A 25330-nucleotide genomic window follows, 5' to 3' on the forward strand; every position below is an offset into this window, starting at 1 on the left:
GTGCCCATTTGCTTCTATACACAAAGGAGGCTGCTGAAATGAGCGACACTAGGTTGACGCTTGTTTATGCACCGAACGAGAATGCTCGTCAATTTTTGAGATTACTAATGTCCAAAGGGATCCCAGTTGCCGCGGTTGTAAACAGTGGTCGGCAGAAGAGGGTTCTGGAAGGGTTCGGAATTAATAGCTTTGTACGACTCGATACAAAAAGTGCTGATTGCCCGCTGAAGAAGGGCTACATCGAAGATGTTTATTTGTTCGATGACTCTACACCGCTAACATGCAGGTATCTTCGATTATTCCGTCCGCTGGTTACTGGCCGAATTATAGTGGTTATGCAAGACGGAGGTATACCGGCATTGTATCGGTATCTTGGAGCAGATCGATTGTTTCATACAACGGCTCATCCGGCAGAGCTGGTCGTAGCAGAAGAAGAGATGATGAAGGAGGAAGCGGGATGCTAGATATTGCGATGATGGTTTTATTATTCGTATTAGTTCTCTCGATGTGGGGACTTGCGGCTTGGTCCGCAAAAGAAACAAAAAATGATGGGGGAAAAGAACAATGATGCTCTTGTTTTCCCTTATTGCAGCTATAGTTTTGTACTTATTGTATGTACTTGTGAACCCCGAACAATTTTGACGAAACGAGGGAATGGAATTGACCATGATAGGGATTGTTTCGATTGCCGTCTTATTATTGATTGCGGCACTGCTGGCGAAGCCAGTAGGTTTATATATTGCAAAAGCATTTGATTACTCGCCAACGGGTGTAGATAAAGCTTTCGGTTGGATAGAAAAGCCGCTTCTTTGGCTTAGTGGAATAAAGAATAACGATCAGAACTGGAAGCAATACGTTTTGTCGTTAATAGGCGTTAACGTTTTTATGATTATTATCGTGTATGCCATTTTCCGCTTACAGCATCTTTTGCCTTTAAATCCGAGTGGCATTTTGGCAATGGAGCCTACGCTCGCTTTTAATACGGCGATCAGTTTTATGGCAAATACAAACTTACAACATTATAGCGGTGAAAGTGGATTATCTTACCTCTCACAAATGATTGCTATTGTTTTCTTAATGTTCACGGCACCTGCTACGACGTTTGCAGCTGCAATTGCAATTATTCGCGGTCTAGCGGGTAAGCCATTAGGAAACTTCTTTATCGATCTAGTACGTGCAAATACGCGTGTTCTGCTACCTATAGCGTTTGTAACTGCGTTGATCTTTATTGCGCAAGGTGTTCCGCAGACGCTTGAGCCTACAGTTGTAGCAACTACACTTGAGGGTGCGGAGCAATCGATTGCCCGCGGACCAGTAGCTTCATTTTTATCTATAAAAGAACTAGGCAATAACGGTGGCGGCTTCTTCGGTGTAAACTCTGCCCATCCGTTTGAGAATCCAAACGTATTATCCAATATGCTTCAAATGTTGCTCATGCTGCTTGTAACGACATCACTTCCGTTTGTTTACGGTAAAATGGTCGGCAATAAAAAGCAAGGAAACGTATTGTTCGCGGCAATGGGCATTATGTTCGTTATTATGCTGACATTCTCTTTATTATCTGAAAATGCAGGTAACCCTGTTTTAAATGCACTTGGTATGGACTCCTCACAAGGTAGTATGGAAGGGAAGGAAGCAAGGTTTGGTGTCGCTCAATCCTCCGTATATTCGATTGTAACGACAGCTGCAGAGACGGGTGCAGTCAATACGATGCACGATACGTTAACGCCAATCGGAGGTATGCTTACCTTAACGAATATGATGCTGAACACCATTTACGGGGGGATTGGCGCAGGTTTCATCAATGTGTTGATGTATGCCATTATTGCGGTATTCCTAGCGGGGTTAATGGTTGGACGTACGCCAGAGTTTCTTGGGAAGAAGATCGAGAGCAGAGAGATGAAGCTAATTGCAATAACACTGCTGGTTCACCCAATTCTTATCTTGGTGCCTACAGCTATCGCAGTCACTCTTTATCCGGAAACGATATCAAACGGTGGTTTCCATGGACTAACTCAAGTGATGTATGAATTTACATCATCTGCTGCAAATAATGGCTCAGGCTTTGAAGGTCTTGGTGACAACACGCCGTTTTGGAATATTTCGACGGGAATAGTCATGTTCTTGGGTCGTTACTTTAGCCTTGTGACGCTGCTAGCCGTAGCTGGTTCATTGCTTGCTAAGAAGGCAGTTCCAGAATCTAGCGGAACATTCCGTACAGATAATTGGCTGTTTGCCACATTGTTCATTGGAACGGCAGTAATCGTTGGGGCATTAACGTTTTTCCCAGCGCTTGTGTTAGGTCCAATTGCTGAACAGCTTACCTTGAAGCCTTAATGAAAGAGAGGAACGTTCATTTATGAGTAAAAATAAATCTTCAATCACGGGAGCGATAGCACGTAAGGCGATGAAGGATGCCTTCGTCAAGCTTGATCCCCGCGTTATGATAAAAAATCCGATTATGTTCGTTGTAGAGATTGGCTTTCTAGTAACGCTATTGCTTGTTTTTGTCCCAGATATATTTGGTGCTTCACTTGTTACGACATGGTTTAATATAGCAGTTTCACTCATTCTCCTCTTGACGATATTATTCGCAAACTTTGCAGAAGCGCTTGCTGAGGGACGCGGCAAGGCACAAGCTGATTCTCTCAAAAGTGCTAAAAAAGAAATGTCTGCAAGAAAGCTTGTTCAAAATAGAATCGAAACGGTCGCTTCCCACACGCTTCGCAAGGGAGATATTGTCCTTGTGCAGCAAGGCGAGCTTATCCCTGGTGACGGAGAAGTAATCGAAGGATTAGCATCTGTAGATGAGTCGGCTATTACAGGTGAATCTGCCCCAGTTATTAAGGAAGCAGGCGGTGACTTTAACTCCGTTACTGGTGGCACTAGAGTCGTCAGCGACCAAATTAAAGTTCGTATTACAAGTGATCCAGGCGATTCGTTCTTGGATCGTATGATCACTCTTGTTGAAGGGGCGAAGCGCGGCAAAACGCCGAATGAAATCGCCTTGAATACGGTGCTTACCAGCTTGACGCTAATCTTCTTGATCGTTGTTGTGACGCTTCCCTTTTTTGGCAACTACTTAGGAATTGCACTTGAAGTGCCAGTACTTATTGCACTACTTGTCTGCTTAATTCCGACAACGATCGGCGGACTATTGTCTGCGATCGGTATTGCAGGTATGGACCGTGTTACACAGTTTAATGTTATTGCGATGTCGGGTAAAGCGGTAGAAGCTGCGGGCGACATTAATACGATTATTTTGGACAAAACAGGAACAATTACGTACGGTAACCGCATGGCTAGTGAATTTATACCAGTTGAAGGTGTGGAAAAGAAAGAGCTTGCTCGCTGGGCTGGTATCAGCTCCTCGAAGGATGAAACACCAGAAGGTCGTTCCGTTATCGAGCTTAATAAGAAGTTCAGCATAGAATGGGATGCTCTAATTACTGATGGCGCTGAAGTCGTTGATTTCAAAGCAGAGACGCGTATGAGCGGATTGAATTTGAAGGATGGCCGCAAAGTGCGTAAAGGTGCTGTTGACGCGGTTCGCCAATGGGTGGAATCACAAGGAGGCAAAGTCCCTGCTAGCTTGAAGACGAACGGGGATGCAGTAGCTATACAAGGCGGTACGCCGCTAGCAGTAGCTGTCGATGGACTCGTGTACGGTATTATTTATTTCAAGGATACAGTGAAGCCAGGTATGCGTGAAAGATTCCAGCAGATGCGCGAGATGGGAATTAAAACAGTTATGTGTACAGGCGATAATCCGCTTACTGCAGCTACCATTGCTAGAGAAGCAGGCGTAGATGAGTTTATTGCAGAGAGCACACCTGAAGACAAAATAGCTGTTATTCGTAAGGAGCAAGCTGAAGGCAAATTAGTTGCGATGACAGGCGATGGAACAAATGATGCTCCGGCACTTGCTCAAGCAGATGTAGGTATCGCGATGAATAGTGGTACAACAGCCGCTAAGGAAGCAGCTAATATGGTGGATCTAGACTCTGATCCTTCAAAAATTATCGAGGTTGTCTCGATAGGTAAGCAGCTTCTTATGACACGTGGTGCACTAACAACGTTTAGTATTGCAAACGATATTGCTAAATATTTTGCCATTATTCCTGCGATGTTTATGGTAGCCATTCCGGAGATGAACGGGCTTAATATTATGAAACTAGGTTCGCCAGAATCTGCAATATTATCGGCATTAATATTTAATGCTGTTATTATACCTTTGCTTATTCCACTTGCTATGAAGGGTGTTGCTTACAAGCCGATGTCATCGTCTCGATTGCTCAGTCGTAACCTATTTATTTATGGATTTGGCGGCGTGCTTGTACCATTCGCAGGCATTAAAGCAATCGATATGATTGTACATCTGTGGGTGTAACTAAGACGACAGATAGGAGAGGAAGCTAGACTATGAATAAAGCAGGCAATCATACAATTTCTATTATTATCCGGACCAGCTTTGTACTCATGCTGCTCTGCGGAGTTTTATACAATTTGGCTGTTACAGGAATTGCACAAGTCATCATGCCTAATAAAGCGGACGGAAGCTTAGTATACAACGAGGATGGAGGGGTGATTGGTTCAAAATTGATTGGACAATCATTTGCTGATCCGAAGTTGTTCCATGGACGTGTGTCCAGCATTGATTATGATGCGGATGGATCTGGTACGCCAAACTATGCACCTTCCAATCCTGATTTGCTGACACGTACACAGGAGTCGATAGAGGCATGGAAAACTAACAATCCTAAAGTCCCTGTTGATCAATTGCCAATTGATTTAATTACAAACTCGGGTTCGGGTCTGGACCCACATATTAGTGTGAAGGCAGCGTTGGCTCAAGTTCCGAGAATAAGCGAGCTTAGCGGAATGTCCGAAGAGGAGCTTGAGACGCTAGTAGAAGAACATACAGAGGGACGTTTACTAGGTTTGTTTGGTGAACCGACTGTAAATGTTCTGCTACTTAATAAAGATTTGAAAGATATTGCTTCATAAAAAAATAGAGAAAAAACGCCCTGACGTTAGCCTTTGCTGATCGTCGGGGCATTGTTGCATCTTGATCATACAAACCCATGAGGGAAGGAGGAAGTGTAGTGAATGAATATCGGCGTAAGACACCAGAGGAGCTACTCCGTTCCATTCACGATCTTCATCGTGGAAGGCTTAATATTTTTATCGGTTCAGTGAGTGGATCGGGGAAAACTTATCATATGCTGCGTGAAGGACATACGCTAGGGCGAAGTGGAGTTGATGTCGTTTATTGTGCTGTGTCAACTCTACGTAGACCGGATACAGTGCAGTTGCTAGATGGATTGGAGCGCATAGCCAGCATAAAGTGGAATGGTCATGGTGGGGAGAAAAAGGATCTTAATATTGAAGCAATTGTGGAGAGAAATCCCGAAGTCGTGTTAACCGATGGATTGGCTCACCGAAATCAACCAGGGTCAGCACGGGCGACGCGACTAGAAGATATTCGCTATTTGCAGTCACTTGGTATAAGCGTAATGGTCACGGTCAATGTCTATGAGCTGGAGGGTGTACGTGAACTTGCTAAGAAGCGGGTTGGTCTTGAAGCAGCAGAGACTGTACCGGACGATGTATTAGAACAAGCAGACGAAGTGAGATTGATCGATGTCTCACCAGAAACGATGTTGAAGCGGATGTCGGATGGTAGCTTAGGCGAAGGGATAAATAAAGCTCTCTTCCGAAGAGGTAACCTCGCTGTCCTTCGAGAAATTGCGCTTCGATTAATGGCTGAGGGCGTTAATGAAACGCTCGAGAAACATCGGGAAGAAGAAGGTCTTGAGGGGCCGTCTGGTGTAGCTGAGCGCATATTGGTCTCAACACAATACCATTGGAACGGATCCATTTATGTGCGTAGAGGACAACAAATTGCGAAGCGTCTGAACGGTGAATTGTCTGTTGTTGCGTTCGTTAAGCCGGGTATGAAGCTAATGGCCGAAGCCGAAGCATTTCGATCTTCAATGAAGAAGCTTTGCAAGAAAATTGATGCACCGTTCAACGAACTTCCTTTTCTTACGCGTCGTAAGTTGCCGAAGCAGCTTCTTCAGCATGCTCGGGAAATACAGGCGACACGTATCGTGCTCGGACATTCTAAACAAACGACATGGCAAGATATGTTGCGGGGTTCGGTCATTCATGGACTGCTTTGGAAGATAAGAGGGGTTGACCTCTTTATTGTGGCAGATCGGGCGGAGCTAGACGGTGAACGAATTCTTCCCGCAAAGACCATTGATGTTGAAGACCGAAGCGATCATTACCGTAGATTAAACGCTGCCCAGATCGAAGAGAAAACACAGTCGATCAGAAGAGGGAAGTTCAAAGTTTTTATTGGTGCTGCTCCCGGTGTGGGTAAAACGTATGCGATGCTGCGTGAAGGCAATTCTCTGCTTCAAGAAGGCGTCAATGTCATGATCGGCTTATTAGAAACACATGGACGTTTGGAGACCAAAGAGCAAGTTGGAAAACTTAGCAACGTACCGCTTAAAGTCGTCAGTTATCGAGGAACAACTTTGCAAGAGATGGATAAAGACGAAATTATTCGTCTTCACCCGGAGGTTGTGCTTGTTGACGAGCTTGCTCATACGAATGTACCTGGTTCGGATAACAAGAAGCGGTATGAGGATGTACTCGAGCTTCTTCAAGCTGGTATTTCCGTTATTTCGACGATGAATGTACAACATTTGGAGAGCTTGAATGATGCAGTAGAAGGAGTTACGGGGGTGCGCGTTAGAGAAACGGTGCCTGATAGTATTTTTCGATATGCAGATGAGGTGGAGTTAATTGATGTAGCGCCAACGGCGTTACGGCAACGGCTGCGTGAAGGCAAAGTGTATGCGATGGATAAGGTGGAGCAGTCGCTCAATCATTTTTTCAAAGTAGGCAATTTGATTGCGCTTAGAGAACTCGCACTTCGGGAAATTGCGGATGATGTTGATGAACGGCTGGAAGCGTGGGAACGAACAGGTTCCTTGCGCGGGCCTTGGAGAAGAAAGGAGTCTATTTGTGTCTTCGTGTCACTGAGTGACCATGCAGAAAGACTGATTAGGCGGGGATTCCGTATTGCCCATCGGCTGAAGGCTACATGGCATACCGTCTATATTGAGCCGTTTGGTAAGCTGGAATGTGAGTACGATGCAGACAGGATAGAAGCGATTCGATCTTTGACGGAGCGGCTTGGCGGCGTCTTTGTTAAACATGAGGCAGGGCAAAGATGTGAAATAGGCAGGGAAGTTGTCGGGATTGCAAGTAAACTAGGCTGCTCACAGCTTGTGCTCGGACAAACAAACCAGCCATGGTGGAAACGCTGGCTGAGCGGATCGACGATGAATGTAGTTGTTAATGAAGCAAGAGCGATGGATGTGTTGGTTGTGGCGCAGAAGCGGGTTGTAGTGAAGTAGCAGCTCCAACCATCCATTGCGGATGGCATTGGTAGGATGGTTGTCTTGGTGATGAGTGGGAAAAGAAGTTTCGGGTGAAACTTCTCTTGTAGCTTTAAATGCATCAACACTGTTGGGGAAATCAAAGTTTAGAAAGTTAAATAATAGAAGAATAGATTTATTTGTATGATTAATTCCATATTTTTGATGAGACATCCACAAAATTATATATTTAACTTATACTATAAAGGTAGTTAATGGTAGGGTACTCTCTAGACATATCATCTGACATACAAAATATATTAACAAGGAGTCAACTAGATGAGTATTCAGGGATTAGCACATTCGTGTGTTGTTGTTTCAAATTTGGATAAGGCGGTATCTTTTTATAAAGATGTACTGGGGATGGAAGTTTTGTTGCCTCCAACAGATTCATTCGAGGGAGAAGAGCTTTCCGCTTCTGTGGGGGTTCAAAATGCTAAACTTCGGTTGGCATTCCTGAAAATTGGTGAAAGTTTAATTGAATTGGTAGAGTTTCAAAATCCAGTGTCTGAAGCTCCTGCTTTACCATATGCGCCTACTGCTACTCTATTCGGTCTAGGGGTTACAAACCTTGAGCAGACAAGGCAAGAACTAGAGTCCAAGGGTGTTAAGTTCCTATCACCTATCAACATTGTTCATGAAGCGATGGTTCCGATTCTTAAAGCCAGCAAGTGGGTTAGATTCAACACTCCAGATGGCGGTCAAATTGAGTTAATTGAACTAGCTTAAACAAGTTAAGAACAACCTTTCTTCTGACTGTAAGAAGAAAGGTTGTTCTATTTAGGATCTAATGATCCTACTTCGAGTTTACTCCTCAGTTTTTTGTCCTTTTATTTAAGAGATCTAGTTCTCAAGTTTTTAAATGAATCCTCAATGTAATCAATATCGGTTGAGTCGTTCATTTCGTCAACGAGCCGCCCCTTTTGATCGATAAAATAAAGCGCAGTATATCGCATTGATCCCAATCACATCTATTTCGTCCTTGTATTTTTCATTAAGCTGGATTAACTTGTACAAGATACTTAAAAGTTGTTATTTGGAAAAACCTCTCTAAAATGTGGTACTATAGCGGCATATCATTTCGAGCGGAGGGTTAACGAATGAAAGAATCCATATTAATTGTTGAAGATGAAGATAAGATTGCGCGATTGCTAGAAATCGAGCTTGAATGTGAAGGATATCGTGTTGCAAAAGCAAGTAATGGAATCGATGCATTGGAGAAATTCCGTGAAGGTGGATGGGATCTTTTATTGCTTGATGTGATGTTGCCCGGCATGAGCGGGTTTGAGTTGTTGCGCCGTGTTCGTCAGACTGATACGGGTATACCGGTTATTTTGCTAACGGCGAAAGGTTCAGTCGAAGATAAAGTAGCTGGGCTGGATCAAGGGGCTAATGATTATGTCACAAAACCGTTTCAAATTGAAGAACTGCTTGCACGAATTCGAGCGGCACTGCGCTTGCGCCCGGTCGCAGTAATCGATTCCCCTGTTATACCAGCGGAAGATGCAGGGTGTCTACATGCTACAAACTTAATGGTTAATGAAAGCACACGAGAAGTAGTGCGCTCGGATACTTCGATTGAACTGACCCCAAGAGAATTTGATTTGTTAGTTTATTTATTAAAGAATAAGCGCCAAGTGCTGAATAGGGATCAAATTGTTCAAGCTGTTTGGGGTTATGATTATTTTGGCGATACAAATGTTGTTGATGTGTATATTCGGTATATTCGTAAAAAAATCGACAGCGGCTTTGAGCCGGAGTTAATCCATACCGTTCGAGGTGTTGGTTACGTACTGAAGGATCAAGCATGAAGCTGAAAAGTAAAATCCATTTCTACTCCTCCATATTATTTGCAGTCATGCTCATTCTTATGAATGTGTCGATTTATTTGTTGTTTAGTAGACTTTCTATTGATAGCCAGCTTAAGCAAACCGAAGCACAAGGGGTTTCGATTGCAGAAAAAATTCGTAAATCAGCGGGAAAAGTTGAGGAGGGTCAATTAATACGCGCATATGTCCCTGTTGATGGGATGGTTCGTATAGCCCGTCAAGGGAGCGCAGCTAAACCGAAAAAAGATATGTCAACTGTCACTTCTCCTTCTGAAATATCGTTAAGCCAATTAGCGGTAAACTATTCTGCAACGAAGCAAGTATTTGTTCTGGAGTATGAAGGTAGAAGTTATGCTAGTACATCTATACCGGTCATTTGGAGTACTGGAGAAGTCGTTAATATACAGCTTACAGAAAGTCTTAATCCGACGATGGAGCATCTAAAGGTGCTTCGTATGGTATTGGCGGTTGTGACGGCGATAGCACTTGTTCCTGTCGTTTTGTCTAGCAGACTGCTCGCACAGCTTATTATGCGGCCAATCTCAGCTATGACGGCTACAATGAAAGATATTAAGCGAAGCGGAAGGTTCAAGCGACTTGCGCAAGAAGGCCAATCGAAGGACGAGTTGTTCGAAATGGGCGAAACCTTCAATGATATGATCGAGTTGCTTGAAAGCAATTTTGAGAAGCAAAAACGATTTATTTCTGATGCTTCACATGAGCTCAAAACACCGCTGACGGTTATTGAAAGTTATGCTCATCTATTGTTAAGACGAGGTAAGGAGCGACCAGAGCTCTTCGATGAATCACTGCATGCGATTCACTCAGAAGCTGTTCGAATGAAAGAAATGACTGAGCAGCTGTTAATGTTAGCGAAACATCAGGAGCAATGGAATGTTGTGATCAAAAACGTTGTACTTAACGAGTTAGCGATGGAATCTGCTAAGGCGATAACAAGAGCATATGGCAGAGAAGTTGCAGTAGAAGCTCCGCTGGAGCAAATTATAGCATCTACTGATGAGAATAAATTAAAGCAGCTGCTCTTTATCTTTCTCGATAATGCGCGGAAATATAGTGAACAATCAATTACGTTAATAGTAACGTCGAGCGGCAACGAGCGGATGATAGCCATTAAAGATAGAGGGATCGGAATTCCGAAAGAAGACCTGCCGAAAGTTTTCGACAGGTTTTACAGGGTAGATGAGGCGCGCACACGTCAAGGCGGTGGGGCGGGCTTAGGATTATCACTTGCTAAGGAGATATCGGATGCCATTGGTGCACGTATTACGCTAGATAGTGTACAAGGCATCGGTACAACGATAACTATTATACTCACTGATAATCGGGAAGAGTGAGTTAAGTCTACTTCTCACCCGATTCTAATGTTGACCATTTATACTGACTACAATTAATTAAGAGTTGGAGGTGCCTGCTTGAACATTTCAAAGAAAGTATGGCTCGTTGCAGCTGTAATGGCAGTCAGTGCTTTGTTAGCAGCGCTTTTCACATGGTCACCATGGGAAAAAGATTCACTATTGACTGAGGAGGAAGCAATTGAGGCTGTACTTACACAATACCCGGGACAGATTACGGATTCCGTCCTTAAAGGTAAGTGGTATCATGTCAGTCTAAAATCTTCTACTGGGGTGTATGAAATAGTAGTCAATGGCAATAATGGCTCGATTCAATCGGTTACGCAGCTTGAAGGAACAAATGATCCGACAACAAAGCCAGGAACTACTGCAACTCCTGTACCAACAGATAAGCCTAACCCAACCGCTACGCCAAAGCCAACAGAACCGAACGCCAGCAAAAAACCAGTGGATAACGGAAAACCAACTGGTACGAGTAAACCGGCAACAGAAAAGCCAACTCTATTGACCTCGTCAGACGCTGGAAAGCTCGCGACAAAATATCTGAAATCTAAACATATAAATGGCGTTATAGAAAAGGTGGAACGAGGAAGCGAAAATGATTATTTAGTAGAGATTGAAGTGGATGATGGCAGAGAAGCTACCGTTCAGGTAAACGCAATCTCAGGTGAGATTATATCCATTGTTTGGGATGATGATGAAGATGATGGATCAGAAGAAGCGGATGACGATGTTTAAGGAATAGAACAGATGTAGTAGAAGGTTTATCGCTTTATGAGAAGATTCACTTTCAATTCTCATCAAATTCTAATGTGACTCTTATGTTGCTCTCATCTAGGATGGTTATATTTAAGTCAAGCAAGAGACAAACATAAACGGAGGCGTTAAAAAATGATGAAAACAAAATTAGCTTTGGTAGGCGCATTATCGGTAGCAGTACTTATTGGTGGAGTAATTGGAGCAAGTGCAGTACAACCAACATTAGCTAGTGGCACAGCAAAAAAAGAAGTACTAATTGGGGTTAAAAAGGCAAAGGAAGCAGCAACAAAGGTTGTTGCTGGTCGAGTGGAAAGTGTGGAGCTTGAGAGAGAAGGCGGCCGCGTTTATTACGAAGTAGAGATTGAAACAACGAAAAAAGTTGATTATGATGTGTTAATCGATGCATACACGGGTGCTACATTAAGCTCCAAGCTGGATGATAACGACGACGATGATGATCGTGTAAATACAACGGTTACTGCGGTAAAACCAGTTGAATCTGCTAAACCAACTACGAATACAAAACCAGCACAATCGATTACTGCTGAACAAGCAGGCAAACTAGCTGCTGCTCATGTAGGAGGAACTGTTGTTAAGGTAGAGACTGACCGTGATGACGGACGACTTATCTATGAAGTGAAGTTGACTGTTAATGGCGTTAAAACAGAAGTAGATGTCCTTGCATCTAGCGGTAAAATTATTGATGTTGACAGAGATGATGACCGCGATGACGATTTATTCGATAATGACGATCAAGACGATGATGATAATGATGATGATGATAACGATGATCTATTCGACAACGACGATCAAGACGACGACAATGATGATGACGATCGTAAATAATGTATAGTAGCAAATAGTTAGAATAAAATTTGATAATAAGTTGCTAATGAGAGATTGTTCAAGGTCAATAACATTGACTAGGAACAGTCTCTTTTTTATGTTAAATCTATAAAGTTTAGTGTGATTGTCATTCTAGAGATAACCAAGGAAAATATGATAGAATTGGATAAATTGGAATAGTTTTAAACGGAGAGGAGATGTTTAGTTGCTGCTAATCGCTATATTATTAATTGTCATTAGTTTATTGTTAGTTATCATCTCTAGATTACCAAAGAGGGATATTGTTCAAGAAGCGATAGATCGTTACGAAAAGGGTAAGAGATAATCTTTAATTTACATATGATGGAACATATAACGAGTTTTGAATCTACTAAAAACAGGTTTTGAATATTTTTTTGAAATATATGCAACTTTTTTTAATATATTTGAGTTTATTAATTGTAAATACATAGGACATTTAAAGGAGATGGATTCAATGACAAAGATTGGACGTTCTACTAAAGTGAAAATTGGTTTATTGATTATTGCTGCACTTCTATTGGTTCCACAAATGGCCTCGGCAGCTAGTTTCACACCACCGAAAACAGCTGCTCCGACAAGTGGAATATATCCGAGTGCAGTTTTTCCAGGTTATAAATATTTAAAGAGCTCTTCTATCTATGTTTATGATAAGAAAAACCAGTATGTTGAGGTAACAGTATCGGCTGAAACAAAGGCTATTGTTGATAGAATAGGCATATCAGTACAATTAGAGAAATGGACAGGATCAACTTGGGTTAATTTTGATTCTAATAGCACTCAAAATACTCTTAACACGAGCGCTGCTTCCATTTTAGTTACAAAATCAGTACAGAGTGGTTATTATTTCAGGGTAAAAGCAACTTATTCAGTGAAAAAAGGAACTGAAACGGAGCAAGCAATAGAATATGGAGATTCATTTGTTGCGGAATAGTTATACAAAAAAAGGAGCCTCGAAAAGAAAGGCTCCCTTTTTTATGGTCATTTTTGAACTAAATCGGTAGCAATCTTAATCGCTTCCTTTTTTGTTATTGCTCCAACGATGGAAACATGATAATTAGCGTTTAGAAACTCCATACTTGTTGTTCCATCATTTGTAATAAACAAGTACGCTGTATTATCACCAATCTGCAATGTTTCCATAATAATATCATTTTTAGAAGTGTCAGCTCCCGACTGTATCATTTCAGCTGGTACGAGCTTTTTAATTTTAATGTGATAGTTCTCAAACTCTGATTTGTTGTACTGCAACGTTGTAAAGATCGATTTTTCTGAGGTTTTTCCAACTAAAGTTTTAATATTTTCTAATTTGTAATCAGTCGGTACATATATATCCTTAGGTATCGGATAATCTACAACCGTTGACGCTTCATCCCATGTTTTGAATTCCTGATGATATATTTCTTCGCTAGTTGAACTATTCCCAGCACCACCTGAGTTCACATGACCCGGTGGCGGCGGTGTTCGAGGTTTTGTATTGTGCGTTTCCCCAGTTCCCCATATGATGTTAATTACTCCATCTTTAATTGAAGTGATCGCCTTGTAAAACGGTTGGAATGCATTAGTTACAGTTGGTGTACCGAATACAATAGCACCAAATATAAATGCAGCTGCAATATATGGCAACAGACGAAGTTGGCGTTTTCTTCGGGACTGTTTGCGAAGTTGTTTTTGCACTTTTGCCCATGAATTGCTGGAGTCAGGTATGAATTCGTAGGTGTTGACACTCTCATCGAAGGCTTTGTCAAACAATTGATCGAATTCTTCTTTATTCAATACTGTCACCCCATCTCTTGAAGAGCTTTTTCTTCAAAGCTTCTCGTGCTCGATACAACTTATATTTCACAGTATCCTCGGATGTATCAAGTTCAGTAGCCATTTCTCTGTAACTTAAATCCTTTTTCCATCGTAACTCAATCAAAGCTTTATATTCCGGTTTCATTTCGTTTAAGCATTGGCCGATTTCTTCAGTCATCAACTTTGTCTCAATTTCGCGTTCCAGCGAAGCGGATTCTGTTGCGTAAACAATGCTCTCACTTATATAAACACTATCTGAGTCGATATCGTTGCGGCTTTTTTTCGTTTTTCTAAAATAATTATGTACACAATTTCTTACAACTACTTTAATCCAACCTTTTAACTGTATCTCGGTAAGCCCATGTGGGATTTTTTGAATCACTTTCAAGAATGAAACTTGAATAATATCTTCAGTGGTAGCATGATCACGCACCATAAAAATAATCGAAGAATAAACAAATTGATAATATTCATTATAAATGTCTTCTTGAAGTTGTGCGGACAAGGCTTGAAAGTCCGTGCTGGATAGGAGAAACAACTTGCTTTGCTTCATGTATGAATGGACCCCCCTGGGGAATGCACGATTTCGAATATTTGGAAGAACGTACCTATTTGCTCTTCCGTAATTATAACCGATATGAACCTCTTTGTATTTGTGAATTGTTGAATTAAATGAATAATTGCTACATTTTCTCCATTGGAAGTGTTGTCTATTATGTGGGAGTAAAGGAATGGGTATTAAGATCCAATTGTGGAATGCTGCATGAGTTTACCCGTTGTTTGCTGGAGGTGAAAGATGAAGAGGTGGGTATCCCTATTTCTTCTAACGATATTTGTATGTGTCCTCATCATTTATTCGCTAAAGGAAGCGGAGATTATTAGGAATATGGTCGCACATGATGCAGGTTATTATAGTATTTATGTGTTCTGTGATGACAACTCAACAGATTCTAAGTCTATTACAAATAATGCTATAAGTGCTATTGAACCGGAGGATATGAGATTATGGTTAGAGGGAAGCAGTGTAACATTTGTTAGCCTGAGCGATGAAAAGAAAAGAAAAAGTTATAGCAAGATCATAAATATTACGAAATCACCAACGTATATTATTATGGATCACCGTGAAATTGTTCTGGAAACAAATGACCCTAAAGCTATTTCCAAGATGCTTATGGAGAGGAAGGGTACAAAGATAAAGGGCACAGCTTAAGATAAAGAGCCGATACAGTTCTATAAGAACGGAGGACTTACCCCTGTTTGTGAGACAGAGATCCAAACACCTTGCAAGTTTAAGCAGCCAGTCGCCTTAAATCAATCGGCGACTGGTTGTTTAGTTTCGCTTGAATTTTTGTCTATATACCTTGATCAGTCTGTTGATGATCAGTCATCAAAAACCTTTCTCTTGTCCTAGTTAATGGTTTTTTTCATCATTTGTACTAGGTTTGCTCTGCAATAATTGTAAGTAATCGTCCATTCGTTTGAATCGGTCCGCCCACATGGTACGGAATGTGTCCAGCCAGCTGTCTAGTTGTTGAAGAGGCTCAGATCGTAGACTGTAAATTCTTTTGTTTGCTTCCTGCTTCACCTCGACAAGACCAGCATCGCTCAGCGTCTTGAGATGTTTGGAAGCTTGAGGTTGCCTAATAGACAGACGGTCAGCGATTTCTCCAACGGTTAATGGACCATCAAGAAGCAATTCCACAATTCGTAATCGATTTGGCTCTGCAAGGGCCTGTAGTGTAGTATTCATCTTTTTAATATATGCTATATTGAATATTCTTGTCAAAGAATATAATATCCCTTGTGTTATAATGTAACGATGGTTTCAATCGGCTAATAAGGGAATTGAGATAGATGAAAGTGATCGATCATTTTTTGAAAAGAAAAGAAAGAGAACTGGGTGTTCATTTGAATGATGTTCAAACGAAGGCGGTATTGCAGACGGAAGGGCCGCTGCTACTGCTCGCTTCACCAGGCTCAGGCAAAACGACTACGATCATTATGAGGATCGGCTATTTAATAGAGGAAAAGGGTGTAGATCCGTTACGCATAAAGGCAGTAACGTTCAGTCGTGCATCTGCAAGAGATATGAAGGAGCGATTTAGCCGCTTCTTTCCGGAACTTAGGCCCGTAGACTTCTCCACTATTCATAGCTTAGCGTATGAGGTTGTTCGAGAGCATTTCCGTAAGAACGGAATCGTATATCACATTATCGAAGGTGGGACAGATGCAGAGGGTCAACCTGGTGAAGAGCTCGGTGAGAATGGGTTGCCGCTTCACAAACGAATTATTTTGCGTGGATTGTTTAAGGAAATTGTTGGTGAAAATGCTACGGATGATGGTATGGAGGAGCTAACGACCTATATCAGCTATATCAAAAATAAGATGATTCCGCCCGAAGAGTGGAGGCGAGTCAAAGTTGACGTACCACAAGCGGAGCGGATATTACGAGAATATGAAGCGTTTAAACGTACAGGCCATCCGAAGCTGCTAATCGATTTTGACGATATGTTGACGATTGGCAATGATATTTTGGAAAAGGATGAGATGCTTCTCCGCAAGTATCAACGTCGGTATGATTATGTGTTAACGGACGAAAGTCAGGATACATCAATGGTACAGCATGCGATTATCGAGAAGTTAGCAAGAGTTCATCGTAACCTATGTATTGTGGCGGATGATGATCAATCCATCTATAGCTGGCGGGGAGCGGAACCTTCCTATTTGCTAAACTTCAAGGCTGTTTATCCGAACGCTACTACATTATATATGGAGCAGAACTATCGTTCATCGCATGAAATTGTTACTGTCACGAACGAGTTTATTAAGCGTAACAAAAATCGCTATAACAAAAATATGTTCACCAAAAATCAAAAGCACAAAGAAATAGGGTTCAAAACGTTAGCGGATTACCGTGCACAGGCAAAATATGTGGCGGGACAGATGCAGAAGCTGGACAACTTGTCTGAAGCGGCTATCCTTTATCGCAATAACTCGTCTTCCATTGCACTTATGAATGAATTTGATCGGGCGGGAATTCCGTTTTATATGAAAGATGCTGACAACCGCTTTTTCTCCCACTGGATTATTGAAGATATATTGAACTTTATGCGGATGACGTTTACCGATAAACGAGCAGACATATTGGAAAATATTCATCTGAAGTTTAATGGGTATATAAGTAAACATCAGATGGCGGTTTTGAAAACAATCGACAATAATGAGTCTGTGTTCGATAATCTGCTTAACGTTGTACAGCTTCAGGATTATCAGAGAAAGCCTATAGGTGAGGCAAAGGAAACGTTTCAGCAAATGAGTGGGATGCCTCCGCAGCAAGCTATCCGGGTTATTCGAACGAGACTAGGGTATGAAAAAGCGCTTGAGAAAATGTGTGAAAGACTTGGATTCCGTAAAGAGTATCTGATCGGTATTCTAAATACGCTAGAGGATATTGCTGAGGGACTTGAGACGATGGCTGACTTCGCGAACAGGTTAAAGTATTTGGAGGCAGTACTTAAGGGAGCAAAGTCGAGAAGAGGACAAAACGTTGTAACGTTTTCCACTTTTCATAGTGCAAAGGGATTGGAGTTCGACCATGTCTACATGATCGATCTTATAGAGGGTATTATTCCGTCATCAGACGAAATGAAATCAAGTGTTGCGGATGGTAGTCAGCCGCTTATGGAAGAAGCTGTTCGGTTATTTTATGTTGCAATGACACGGGCGCGTAAGCACTTGGAGCTTGTTGCATATGGTCAGCGGGATGGGGAGAAGAAGTCGGAGTCCTCCTTTATGTCGGCTGTGAAAGATATTGTAGATCCGAGCAGAAGGAATGATGTAGCTATATCCGTTCGAGAACGAAGTAGTGGTGTCTCTTCGGTATCAGTAACGAGAGAAATGACCGACAGCGGAGTGAAGTTTAAATCGATTTCAGCGGGGCGGGTTGCAACTAAAGCTACACCTAATCCAAATGCCATTCAGTCACGATCACTATTTGAAGAAGGAGTTCAGGTTCGCCATCGCGTATTTGGCTCTGGTGTGATTGAGAAGCTGGAGGGGGAACGAATTAGTATTCGATTCGGGCCAAACAATGTAAAAACATTAGCTATTTCAATGTGTCTGGAGATGGGATTGCTAGAGCAGGAGTAGCAGTAGCTAAATAGAGGTAAAAGGGACGAAGCAGATTGAGTCTGCTTCGTCCCTTTTTTGTTTGCATTCTATTATTTGCTCGCTTGCTCCGATGCCAATACATCCAGCAATCTGATAACTGCAACTACTGCTTGTGCTTTAGTTACTTTGGAAGCTGGATCAAATTTTGTAGCAGATTTACCTAACAAAATTTTCTCTTGTACCAATAGAGCAACTGCAGATTTGGAACTTTCTGCGATAGAAGACTGGTCTTTGAAAGATCCAAGTACTGAAGCATCTGCATCTTTTACTTCTTTATTAAGTTTTAGCACTTTGGATAAAATAATAGCCAATTCTTGTCTTGAAACTGTTCCTTGTGGATCAAATGTTGTTGCTGTTTTACCTGAAACGATTCCTAGTTCTTTCGCTACTGCAATTTCTCTAGCATACTTATAATCAGCAGGTACATCGGTAAATGCTGATCCTTCGATGTTAGGGATAATACCCAGACCTCTTACGATAATAGAGATCAGCTCTGCGCGAGTAATGCTGTTATTTGCACCAAAAACGTCGTTTGTTTCCCCAGAAACAATTAGTTTCGCAGCAGCTCGCTCAATTGGAGTTTTAGCCCAATCAGCAGTAAAATCTTTGAAATTGAAGTTTGATTCAAGGATGGTGTAAATACTGTTGCCGCTACTAGTCAGCTTCGCAGTCACACTGCCGAGTTCACCTTTTGTGAAGACAGTTGAAATTGGACGGAACTCGTTTAAAGCAGGTAAGTACACAACACCGTTTGCACGGTTGGTATCAATTTCGTTTGCATGCAACTGATAGATGCGGCTGAATGTAAACTTGCCGAAATCAGTTATTTCTTCATATTTGTTATCAGCTAAAAGTTTAAAGATCTTAAAGTCTAGCGGTGCAGTTTCCACTGTAAATCCACTGTCTTTTGCTAATTTGTTAATTTTATCAGTTGTAGCAGTATCTGTAGGCGAGATCGAAATTTTGATATCTACATTTTGATGAACCGCATGTGCATTTACTACATAAGTGACTCCATTCCAGATGATCGTTATAGTTGCAGGATCGCCTTTAGCACCAATTGCAGCAATAACTTCTTTTGGAATGATTACATCCACTTGTGTAGCTTCTTTCTCTACAGTTACTTTCAAATCACCAGAAGATGCAGCTTGGATCGTTTTGATTGCTGCGTCTTTTGTAATGCTGATCGTATGTTTGCCATCTGCTTTCGTGACTACCGAATCGAGCTCGTTATTGGTCACGACAGGAGTCGTTGGAGTTGTTGGAGGTGTGTAGTTTCCTCCACCTTCATTAAAACTCTTTGGTACTGCACTCAATATTTGTGAGAAAGGCGATACTTCGAGAATGCGATCCGCTTCTTTTTTGATAGCAAGTACATTAATATCTGCTGCTGTATTAGCAACAAGGCCATCAACAGTATAGCTTGTATCAGTTGTGTAACCAACATAGATATGATTGCGGAAAATCTCATACCCTGATGCCCCAGTTACAGCATCCCATTTTACTTGTACATCGTAATAACCATTTTTTACAACTGCAAGATTTTGAGGAGCTGTTAGTGCTGATCTATTTACTTTACCGTCAATTGGAAGATCTTTAATCAGTTGTGTAGTAAGTGTTTTGTTACGGTCACCACTGATATCCCAACTCATAACACCTGCCAAATTCATTGATTTTACAAGTGAGCTACTGTACATCATTGACGTTTCATCGTTATAGGTAACAAAAGTACCGGTATCTGGGTTAAATACATAAGCAACTTTTGAATAATCATTCCAGTAGCGAGTATATCCATTTTTATTGATCATTGTATTTTCAATATCGTAGAAGTCAAACAGACCTGGGTCAGTCCATGTTCCTTTAGGAATGGATTGGCAAGTTTGATATTCTCCAGGATCAGGACAACCAGCCCAACCTTTACCATAGTAAGGTATACCCATGTTTAGTTTATAGGTTGGTACTCCACCATTTAAGTGACCAAGTAAAGCGGCTCTCACATTATAACGTGGTGCAGTGCTTCTGAGGTTAGCTGGATCTTGATATAGTGGTGAGTTGTGTAACGCCAGTGGTCTCCAGCTGCCGCTATAGTCGTAAGTCATAATGTTGATCATATCTAAGTATTGTACAGAATTGGTGAAATCAGCATTGACAGTAAAGCTATCAGCTTGTCCAGACGCAATAGTAAGTAAATAATATTTACCGTCTACTGACCCAGCTACATCCAGTGCTTCACGAATAGTTTTCATCAGTAAGGTGAAGTTTGGTTTATCATCCGGAGAATGTCCAGTGTCGTCTTCTCCACCAGATACTGGATATTCCCAGTCGATATCTAGACCGTCAAAATTATACTCGCGTAAAAATTTCACCACAGAATTAGCGAAAGTCCTACGGGTTACCTCTGATGCAGCAGTGGCTGAGAAATTGTTAGAGTATGTCCAACCCCCTGTAGATGCCATTAATTTCAGGTGAGGATTTGCTTCCTTTATGGTTTTAAATTTAGCAAGGTTTGCAATATCTACCTCAGTGTCACCTAATACGATTTCACCATCGTAAACGTATTTATTTTGTAGAGGAATATCTTTGTTTTCACAAACTACACCTTTTGAACCAACTTTGCGCCAGCAAATATCAGAGAAAGCGTAATTGATATGTGTAATTTGCGAAAAGTCAACTTGTTCAGGTGAATAATTGCGTCCATCTTCATAGATCATCCAAGAACCGTAATAGGAGAAATTGATATAGTTAGATCCAGGTACGATTGTTGCTACTTTACTTGCTGATGAGCTCCACAATGCATTTTTGGCTACAACAGTAAAGTTGTAGGTTTGTCCTTCTGTGAGCCCAAAAGCAACATAACGATTGGAATCACTAGAACCAATGAGAGTACCGGAACTAAAAATATCGTAGCTTGTCGCACCTGGTGTAGGTGCCCATCCTAGTGCCGCTGTAGTACGATTAGTAGTAACAGCCTGAAGGTCTACAGGAGCTGAAAGCTCTCCCCACTTAATTGAAACAGGTGCAGCCTTTACAGCACCTTTACCCGCTTCGAAATTTTGTGAGCCGACGATAAATTGGAAATCAGATCCTTTTGCAGGGGTTCCATTTTTAAAAGTGTAGGTAACGGTATCTGATCCGTCCCAAATGCCTCCAGCCCATCCACCGTTAACGTAAAAGTCGTAAGCGTTTGCATCTGGGCTTCCTTTCCATTGAACCGTAATGCTAGTGTTTGAAATATCAGTTATCCGCACGTTATGAGGCGGAGTAAGTGGAGCTTCTTTGTATTCACTTGTATCTTTTGTTGTTGTGAATGTGATGGTATTGCTTTTTTGTTCAGGTTTAAGGTCAGGATATTGTATCCCATCTGGTCCGACTAGGAAAGTGTAAGTAGTTTCAGGTTTTAACCCACCAATAGTTGTCCCACCGAGTTGTGAATGAGTTACATAAGGGGTTACATTAGAAGGAACATTAGGGTTCCAAACCCAATAATGATCAATTTTATGAGCTGGATCATAAGAAATCGTTACGGAATTGTGTGTAACATCAAAGAATTGAAGATTTCTCGGACCTTGATTTCCAGTAGGTTCTGAAGAAGCGGGACCATCCAAAGTTTTGAATTCAATGTAGTTGCTTCTTTCGACTCGATTATAGGGTCTTTTGTACCAGGTTGTATACAATTTATAAGTTGTATTAGGCTGCAAATTTTGAAGTTCTACACTGCCGCCTGTTCCAGTTGCTAGATAGTTTTTTGTATCTTCAGTATTTGGCTCACCACTAGGGAGAACATAATACCATACATCAACGCTAGCTTGATCAGGATGAACATCCCAAGTTAAGGTTGCACTCGTTGCAGTTATGGAATCGTTTATAACAGAAAAATTTTGGGGAACGGGTGGAAGTTGTCCGTATACCGCTTGAGTTACACTTGAATCTTCTTTACTAGGTGAGGCTTCCTCAATAGGTGAGGATTCCACAACTTCGTTCGCGTAGGAAGTAGTAGTATTTAATAATGGGCTAATTAGTATAGCAAAAGCTAGGAATACTAAAAAAACGATTTTTAATTGCTTTTTTTGCATAGAAAAATTCACCTTATCACCTCTATTTGTCATAGTCGAACGGTCAGGCAGTTTAAGAACAAGTAATTTTAGATCTAGATGTCGGTTTAATTGAGTGGATTCAATCATTGAAAAATTAGTATGTTACAAGAGGAAATGTGTAAGTTGGCCTATGTAATAAAGTAGTTTTTGAGGTAATAACTAGATGAGTTTGTGTCGAATTCACAATAATACGCTTTTCGCTCGTTAGAAGATGAGCTGGGTGTTCGATAAACTGAAATAAACCTATTATTATGTCGTCCTAACTTCTGGTAGATATAAAATCTCGACAATCACCATAAGTTAAGAATCGAAAAGCTATATTCTAGTCTCACCTCCGTTGCTGTTGATAAAGATATATTTCTATAATGAGACGTCACCAGGACTAGAGGAAGGGTAAATTCCTCTGATAAAAGGGGTAAATTTATCCAAAATTGTAAAATTGTCGAAGTTTGCTGTCGGATAAAAATGAATAATAGGAGTATAGATCGAAATAGGTAAAAGCCTCTATCGCTTTTTATAAGTGGATGGGCGGATGAAGAGATGGTAAGGTATGGTTGTAAGTGGTTTGTGCATTAAATCTCTAGGCATGATACGATATATAAAATACTAAACTGTTATCATTAGAAGGAGCGAGCGACTATGTCTTCAGCTTTAAAACCACAGTTAAATAGAGAGTATATAATAAGTAAGCTGAACGAATTACTTAATATTCCAAGTCCAAGCGGCTACTGCATGGAAATTATGAACTATTTGCGAAATGAAGTTGAACAATTCGGTTATACGATGGATCAAACACCTAAAGGGACAGGTATTATCGTAATACCAGGTCAAGAATCTGGTGAGGTTATTGGTATTTCCGCTCATGTTGATACGTTAGGAGCAATGGTTCGCTCAATCAAGTCGAGTGGTATGATTCGATTTACTCCAATTGGTGGCTATGCGATGCAAACGGTTGAAGGAGAATATTGTGTAATCCATACCCGTGATGGTCGCAAGTACGATGGTACTGTATTGTCTAGTAGACCATCCGTTCATGTATATAATGATGTTCGTGACTTCAAGCGTGAAGAAGCGAATATGGAAATTCGTATCGATGAACTAGTAAAAACGAAGGAAGAAACGGAGAAGCTAGGTATTTCGGTAGGAGACTTTATTTCATGGGATCCTCGCACTCGTATATTGCCGAATGGCTGGGTGAAGTCGCGGCATTTGGACGATAAAGCAAGTGTGGCAGCCTTATTAGGATTGCTGGAATGGTTGAAGCGTGAAGGGGTAACTCCTAAGTATACAATTAAGCTGCTTATTTCTACGTATGAAGAGGTTGGACATGGTTGTGCTTATATTCCGGAAGATATAACAGAGTTAATCGCTGTTGATATGGGAGCAATCGGGGATGACTTGTCTACGACTGAAATGGATGTATCTATCTGTGCGAAGGACTCTTCTGGTCCATACGATTACGGCATGACCTCCAAACTTATTGAATTAGCTAAGCGTGAAGGAATGCCGCATGCTGTAGATATTTATCCTAATTATGGCTCAGATGCATCAGCGGCATTAAGAGGCGGAAGTAACATTCGTGCAGCATTAATCGGTCCTGGTGTACATGCTTCTCATGGAATGGAACGTACTCATGCTGATGCAATCGTAAATACGTCTGCATTGTTGCTTGCTTATATATTGGAAGCTTAACGATTAAAATATAACCTTTGAAGGCTACATGGTTTTGTCCGTATTATTGGGAACAGAGCCATGCTATGTTATAGTGGAACATACGATGAGGAATACGGGAACGGAAATTCGTAACAATTTTTTCTGATCGATCGAAGCAGGAGGCATTACACATGCAAAAAAATAAGAAGCGGAATTTCCAAAAGCCAGCAAGCACTTCAAGACCATTTGGCACTTCAGGTACATCAAGCGCAACGAGTGAATCAAGGTCATCAAGAGGATCAAGAGCGTCAAGTATATCAAGTGAATCAGAGTCATTAAGTCCTACTAGTGAGTCATGGTCTACAAAACCATCAAAACCATCAAGAACATCAAGTAAAGCAAAGTCATATAAGACAGCAAACGGACCAAAACAAGCGAAGTCACCGCGATCCAATACGAGTCAACACATCGTCAAGGAACCAATAGAGTTGTTGCAATTTTTGCTCTTAACACGTTCTGATCTTGGACGTAATTCCGTTAAGTCGATACTGGCTCGCGGACAAGTATCTGTTAACGATCGCGTAGTTAAAGCATACAATTTTCCTCTTGAGCCTGGAAATACGGTTACGATAAGTATGAATCGAATTGTTGAGAAACAACCGCTTGTTGGACTAAATATTCTCCATGAAGATGATGACATAATTGTCGTACGGAAAGAGGCAGGTTTGTTATCAGTCGCTTCAGAGCAAGAGAACGAAGTAACGGCTTACCGTCAGCTTATGGCTCATGTAAGAAGCAAGGATTCCAATAGTAGAATATTTATCGTACACCGTCTGGACCGAGACACATCCGGCGTAATGTTGTTTGCAAAAAGCGAGAAGGTGCAGCAACATCTTCAGAATACGTGGCAAGTTTCAGTAAAGGAACGATCATATGTTGCTTTAGTTGAAGGCTGGGTTAGGAAGACGGAAGGAACGATTACATCGTGGCTTAGAGAAAGCAGCACGATGAAGATGTATTCGAGCTCACGTCCTAATGATGGACTACATGCGGTGACGCATTACAAGACGATCCAGACGAACAAGGCATTTACTTTGCTCGAAGTTGTACTCGAAACGGGTAGGAAAAATCAAATTCGCGTTCATATGGAAGACATCGGCCATCCGATTGTCGGCGACAAAAAGTATGGTTCCAAATCACGTATTATAGGGCGATTAGGACTTCATGCGAGAGTATTGGCCTTCGAACACCCAACAACTGGCAAAATTATGCGCTTTGAGACAGATATTCCGAAGATGTTCCTAGGTCCATTCCGTCAAACAGACAAGAGGAGTTAA

At 41.4% G+C, this 25330-nt stretch carries 21 protein-coding genes; 17 read left to right on the forward strand and 4 right to left on the reverse strand.

All coding sequences use genetic code 11. The annotated features are described in order from the left end of the window. The first annotated feature begins 38 nt into the window (after positions 1-38). The 13 genes from I6N90_RS21860 to I6N90_RS21920 all read left to right on the forward strand — a co-directional run bounded on the left by I6N90_RS21860 (position 39) and on the right by I6N90_RS21920 (position 13213). Positions 39-464, forward strand: coding sequence for a hypothetical protein (locus I6N90_RS21860; RefSeq protein ID WP_197937790.1), 426 nt, complete (start codon positions 39-41; stop codon positions 462-464). Next, complete coding sequence (locus I6N90_RS21865) at positions 458-568, forward strand: hypothetical protein (protein WP_197937792.1); 111 nt, start codon at positions 458-460, stop codon at positions 566-568. The genes I6N90_RS21860 and I6N90_RS21865 overlap by 7 nt, the downstream gene beginning before the upstream one ends. Continuing rightward, positions 568-642, forward strand: coding sequence for a potassium-transporting ATPase subunit F (locus I6N90_RS25500; protein ID WP_442950979.1), 75 nt, complete (start codon positions 568-570; stop codon positions 640-642). Before I6N90_RS21865 ends, I6N90_RS25500 begins: the two co-directional genes overlap by 1 nt. 33 nt (positions 643-675) lie before the next feature. Continuing rightward, positions 676-2337 carry a potassium-transporting ATPase subunit KdpA gene (gene kdpA / locus I6N90_RS21875; protein WP_442950980.1) on the forward strand — a complete coding sequence of 554 codons (1662 nt, stop codon included), beginning with the start codon at positions 676-678 and terminating at the stop codon, positions 2335-2337. Positions 2338-2359: 22 nt separating this feature from the next. Then, the gene (gene kdpB, locus I6N90_RS21880) at positions 2360-4390 is read left to right on the forward strand and encodes a potassium-transporting ATPase subunit KdpB (protein WP_197937794.1); all 2031 of its coding nucleotides are present in this window, start codon (positions 2360-2362) and stop codon (positions 4388-4390) included. A gap of 32 nt (positions 4391-4422) precedes the next feature. Further along, the gene (gene kdpC / locus I6N90_RS21885) at positions 4423-5007 is read left to right on the forward strand and encodes a potassium-transporting ATPase subunit KdpC (protein WP_197937796.1); all 585 of its coding nucleotides are present in this window, start codon (positions 4423-4425) and stop codon (positions 5005-5007) included. Positions 5008-5105: 98 nt separating this feature from the next. Further along, the gene (locus I6N90_RS21890; protein WP_197937798.1) at positions 5106-7433 is read left to right on the forward strand and encodes a universal stress protein; all 2328 of its coding nucleotides are present in this window, start codon (positions 5106-5108) and stop codon (positions 7431-7433) included. Between the two features lie 300 nt (positions 7434-7733). Then, entirely contained in the window at positions 7734-8183 is a 450-nt protein-coding gene (locus I6N90_RS21895; protein ID WP_197937800.1) for a VOC family protein, read from the forward strand. Between the two features lie 371 nt (positions 8184-8554). Then, positions 8555-9265 carry a response regulator transcription factor gene (locus I6N90_RS21900; RefSeq protein WP_197937802.1) on the forward strand — a complete coding sequence of 237 codons (711 nt, stop codon included), beginning with the start codon at positions 8555-8557 and terminating at the stop codon, positions 9263-9265. Beyond that, positions 9262-10638, forward strand: coding sequence for a sensor histidine kinase (locus I6N90_RS21905; protein WP_197937804.1), 1377 nt, complete (start codon positions 9262-9264; stop codon positions 10636-10638). The genes I6N90_RS21900 and I6N90_RS21905 overlap by 4 nt, the downstream gene beginning before the upstream one ends. A gap of 78 nt (positions 10639-10716) precedes the next feature. Beyond that, on the forward strand, positions 10717-11394 hold the full coding sequence (locus I6N90_RS21910) for a PepSY domain-containing protein (protein WP_197937807.1): 678 nt from the start codon (positions 10717-10719) through the stop codon (positions 11392-11394). Between the two features lie 153 nt (positions 11395-11547). Beyond that, on the forward strand, positions 11548-12261 hold the full coding sequence (locus tag I6N90_RS21915; protein WP_197937808.1) for a PepSY domain-containing protein: 714 nt from the start codon (positions 11548-11550) through the stop codon (positions 12259-12261). A gap of 475 nt (positions 12262-12736) precedes the next feature. After that, the gene (locus I6N90_RS21920; RefSeq protein ID WP_197937809.1) at positions 12737-13213 is read left to right on the forward strand and encodes a hypothetical protein; all 477 of its coding nucleotides are present in this window, start codon (positions 12737-12739) and stop codon (positions 13211-13213) included. Positions 13214-13260: 47 nt separating this feature from the next. On the opposite strand, the gene I6N90_RS21925 is transcribed toward I6N90_RS21920, so the two are convergent. Together I6N90_RS21925 and I6N90_RS21930 are read right to left on the reverse strand one after the other, a co-directional pair. Continuing rightward, positions 13261-14055 (reverse strand): DUF4367 domain-containing protein, encoded by a 795-nt coding sequence (locus I6N90_RS21925; protein ID WP_197937810.1) that lies wholly within the window; start codon positions 14053-14055, stop codon positions 13261-13263. Beyond that, a complete protein-coding gene (locus tag I6N90_RS21930) occupies positions 14048-14629 on the reverse strand; it encodes an RNA polymerase sigma factor (RefSeq protein ID WP_197937811.1) in 582 nt (193 codons plus the stop codon). The genes I6N90_RS21925 and I6N90_RS21930 overlap by 8 nt, the downstream gene beginning before the upstream one ends. A gap of 243 nt (positions 14630-14872) precedes the next feature. On the opposite strand from I6N90_RS21930, the gene I6N90_RS21935 reads away from it, so the two are divergent. Continuing rightward, positions 14873-15286: a hypothetical protein gene (locus I6N90_RS21935; RefSeq protein ID WP_197937812.1), complete on the forward strand. Its 414-nt coding sequence runs from the start codon at positions 14873-14875 to the stop codon at positions 15284-15286. Between the two features lie 201 nt (positions 15287-15487). On the opposite strand, the gene I6N90_RS21940 is transcribed toward I6N90_RS21935, so the two are convergent. After that, positions 15488-15826, reverse strand: a complete 339-nt coding sequence (locus I6N90_RS21940) for an ArsR/SmtB family transcription factor (protein ID WP_197937813.1) — start codon at positions 15824-15826, stop codon at positions 15488-15490. Positions 15827-15930: 104 nt separating this feature from the next. On the opposite strand from I6N90_RS21940, the gene I6N90_RS21945 reads away from it, so the two are divergent. Then, positions 15931-18225 (forward strand): ATP-dependent helicase, encoded by a 2295-nt coding sequence (locus tag I6N90_RS21945; protein ID WP_197937814.1) that lies wholly within the window; start codon positions 15931-15933, stop codon positions 18223-18225. 71 nt (positions 18226-18296) lie between these two features. On the opposite strand, the gene I6N90_RS21950 is transcribed toward I6N90_RS21945, so the two are convergent. Next, positions 18297-22319, reverse strand: a complete 4023-nt coding sequence (locus tag I6N90_RS21950; RefSeq protein WP_197937816.1) for a glycosyl hydrolase family 18 protein — start codon at positions 22317-22319, stop codon at positions 18297-18299. Between the two features lie 660 nt (positions 22320-22979). Here I6N90_RS21950 and I6N90_RS21955 point away from each other — a divergent pair. Then, the gene (locus I6N90_RS21955) at positions 22980-24032 is read left to right on the forward strand and encodes a M42 family metallopeptidase (RefSeq protein ID WP_197937818.1); all 1053 of its coding nucleotides are present in this window, start codon (positions 22980-22982) and stop codon (positions 24030-24032) included. Positions 24033-24184: 152 nt separating this feature from the next. Further along, on the forward strand, positions 24185-25330 hold the full coding sequence (locus I6N90_RS21960; protein WP_197937820.1) for an RluA family pseudouridine synthase: 1146 nt from the start codon (positions 24185-24187) through the stop codon (positions 25328-25330).

The organism is Paenibacillus sp. GSMTC-2017, from assembly GCF_016019935.1.
Lineage (GTDB): Bacteria > Bacillota > Bacilli > Paenibacillales > Paenibacillaceae > Pristimantibacillus.

Excerpts from the sequence above, each read along its gene's own strand:
- I6N90_RS21915 (WP_197937808.1), top strand. The coding sequence starts at position 11,548 with ATGATGAAAACAAAATTAGCTTTGGTAGGCGCATTATCGGTAGCAGTA.
- kdpC (WP_197937796.1), top strand. The coding sequence starts at position 4,423 with ATGAATAAAGCAGGCAATCATACAATTTCTATTATTATCCGGACCAGC.
- I6N90_RS21945 (WP_197937814.1), top strand. The coding sequence starts at position 15,931 with ATGAAAGTGATCGATCATTTTTTGAAAAGAAAAGAAAGAGAACTGGGT.
- I6N90_RS21865 (WP_197937792.1), top strand. The coding sequence starts at position 458 with ATGCTAGATATTGCGATGATGGTTTTATTATTCGTATTAGTTCTCTCG.
- I6N90_RS21960 (WP_197937820.1), top strand. The coding sequence starts at position 24,185 with ATGCAAAAAAATAAGAAGCGGAATTTCCAAAAGCCAGCAAGCACTTCA.
- I6N90_RS21955 (WP_197937818.1), top strand. The coding sequence starts at position 22,980 with ATGTCTTCAGCTTTAAAACCACAGTTAAATAGAGAGTATATAATAAGT.
- kdpB (WP_197937794.1), top strand. The coding sequence starts at position 2,360 with ATGAGTAAAAATAAATCTTCAATCACGGGAGCGATAGCACGTAAGGCG.
- I6N90_RS21935 (WP_197937812.1), top strand. The coding sequence starts at position 14,873 with ATGAAGAGGTGGGTATCCCTATTTCTTCTAACGATATTTGTATGTGTC.
- I6N90_RS21920 (WP_197937809.1), top strand. The coding sequence starts at position 12,737 with ATGACAAAGATTGGACGTTCTACTAAAGTGAAAATTGGTTTATTGATT.
- I6N90_RS21860 (WP_197937790.1), top strand. The coding sequence starts at position 39 with ATGAGCGACACTAGGTTGACGCTTGTTTATGCACCGAACGAGAATGCT.
- I6N90_RS21895 (WP_197937800.1), top strand. The coding sequence starts at position 7,734 with ATGAGTATTCAGGGATTAGCACATTCGTGTGTTGTTGTTTCAAATTTG.
- I6N90_RS21940 (WP_197937813.1), bottom strand. The coding sequence starts at position 15,826 with ATGAATACTACACTACAGGCCCTTGCAGAGCCAAATCGATTACGAATT.
- I6N90_RS21900 (WP_197937802.1), top strand. The coding sequence starts at position 8,555 with ATGAAAGAATCCATATTAATTGTTGAAGATGAAGATAAGATTGCGCGA.
- I6N90_RS21950 (WP_197937816.1), bottom strand. The coding sequence starts at position 22,319 with ATGCAAAAAAAGCAATTAAAAATCGTTTTTTTAGTATTCCTAGCTTTT.
- I6N90_RS21930 (WP_197937811.1), bottom strand. The coding sequence starts at position 14,629 with ATGAAGCAAAGCAAGTTGTTTCTCCTATCCAGCACGGACTTTCAAGCC.
- I6N90_RS21905 (WP_197937804.1), top strand. The coding sequence starts at position 9,262 with ATGAAGCTGAAAAGTAAAATCCATTTCTACTCCTCCATATTATTTGCA.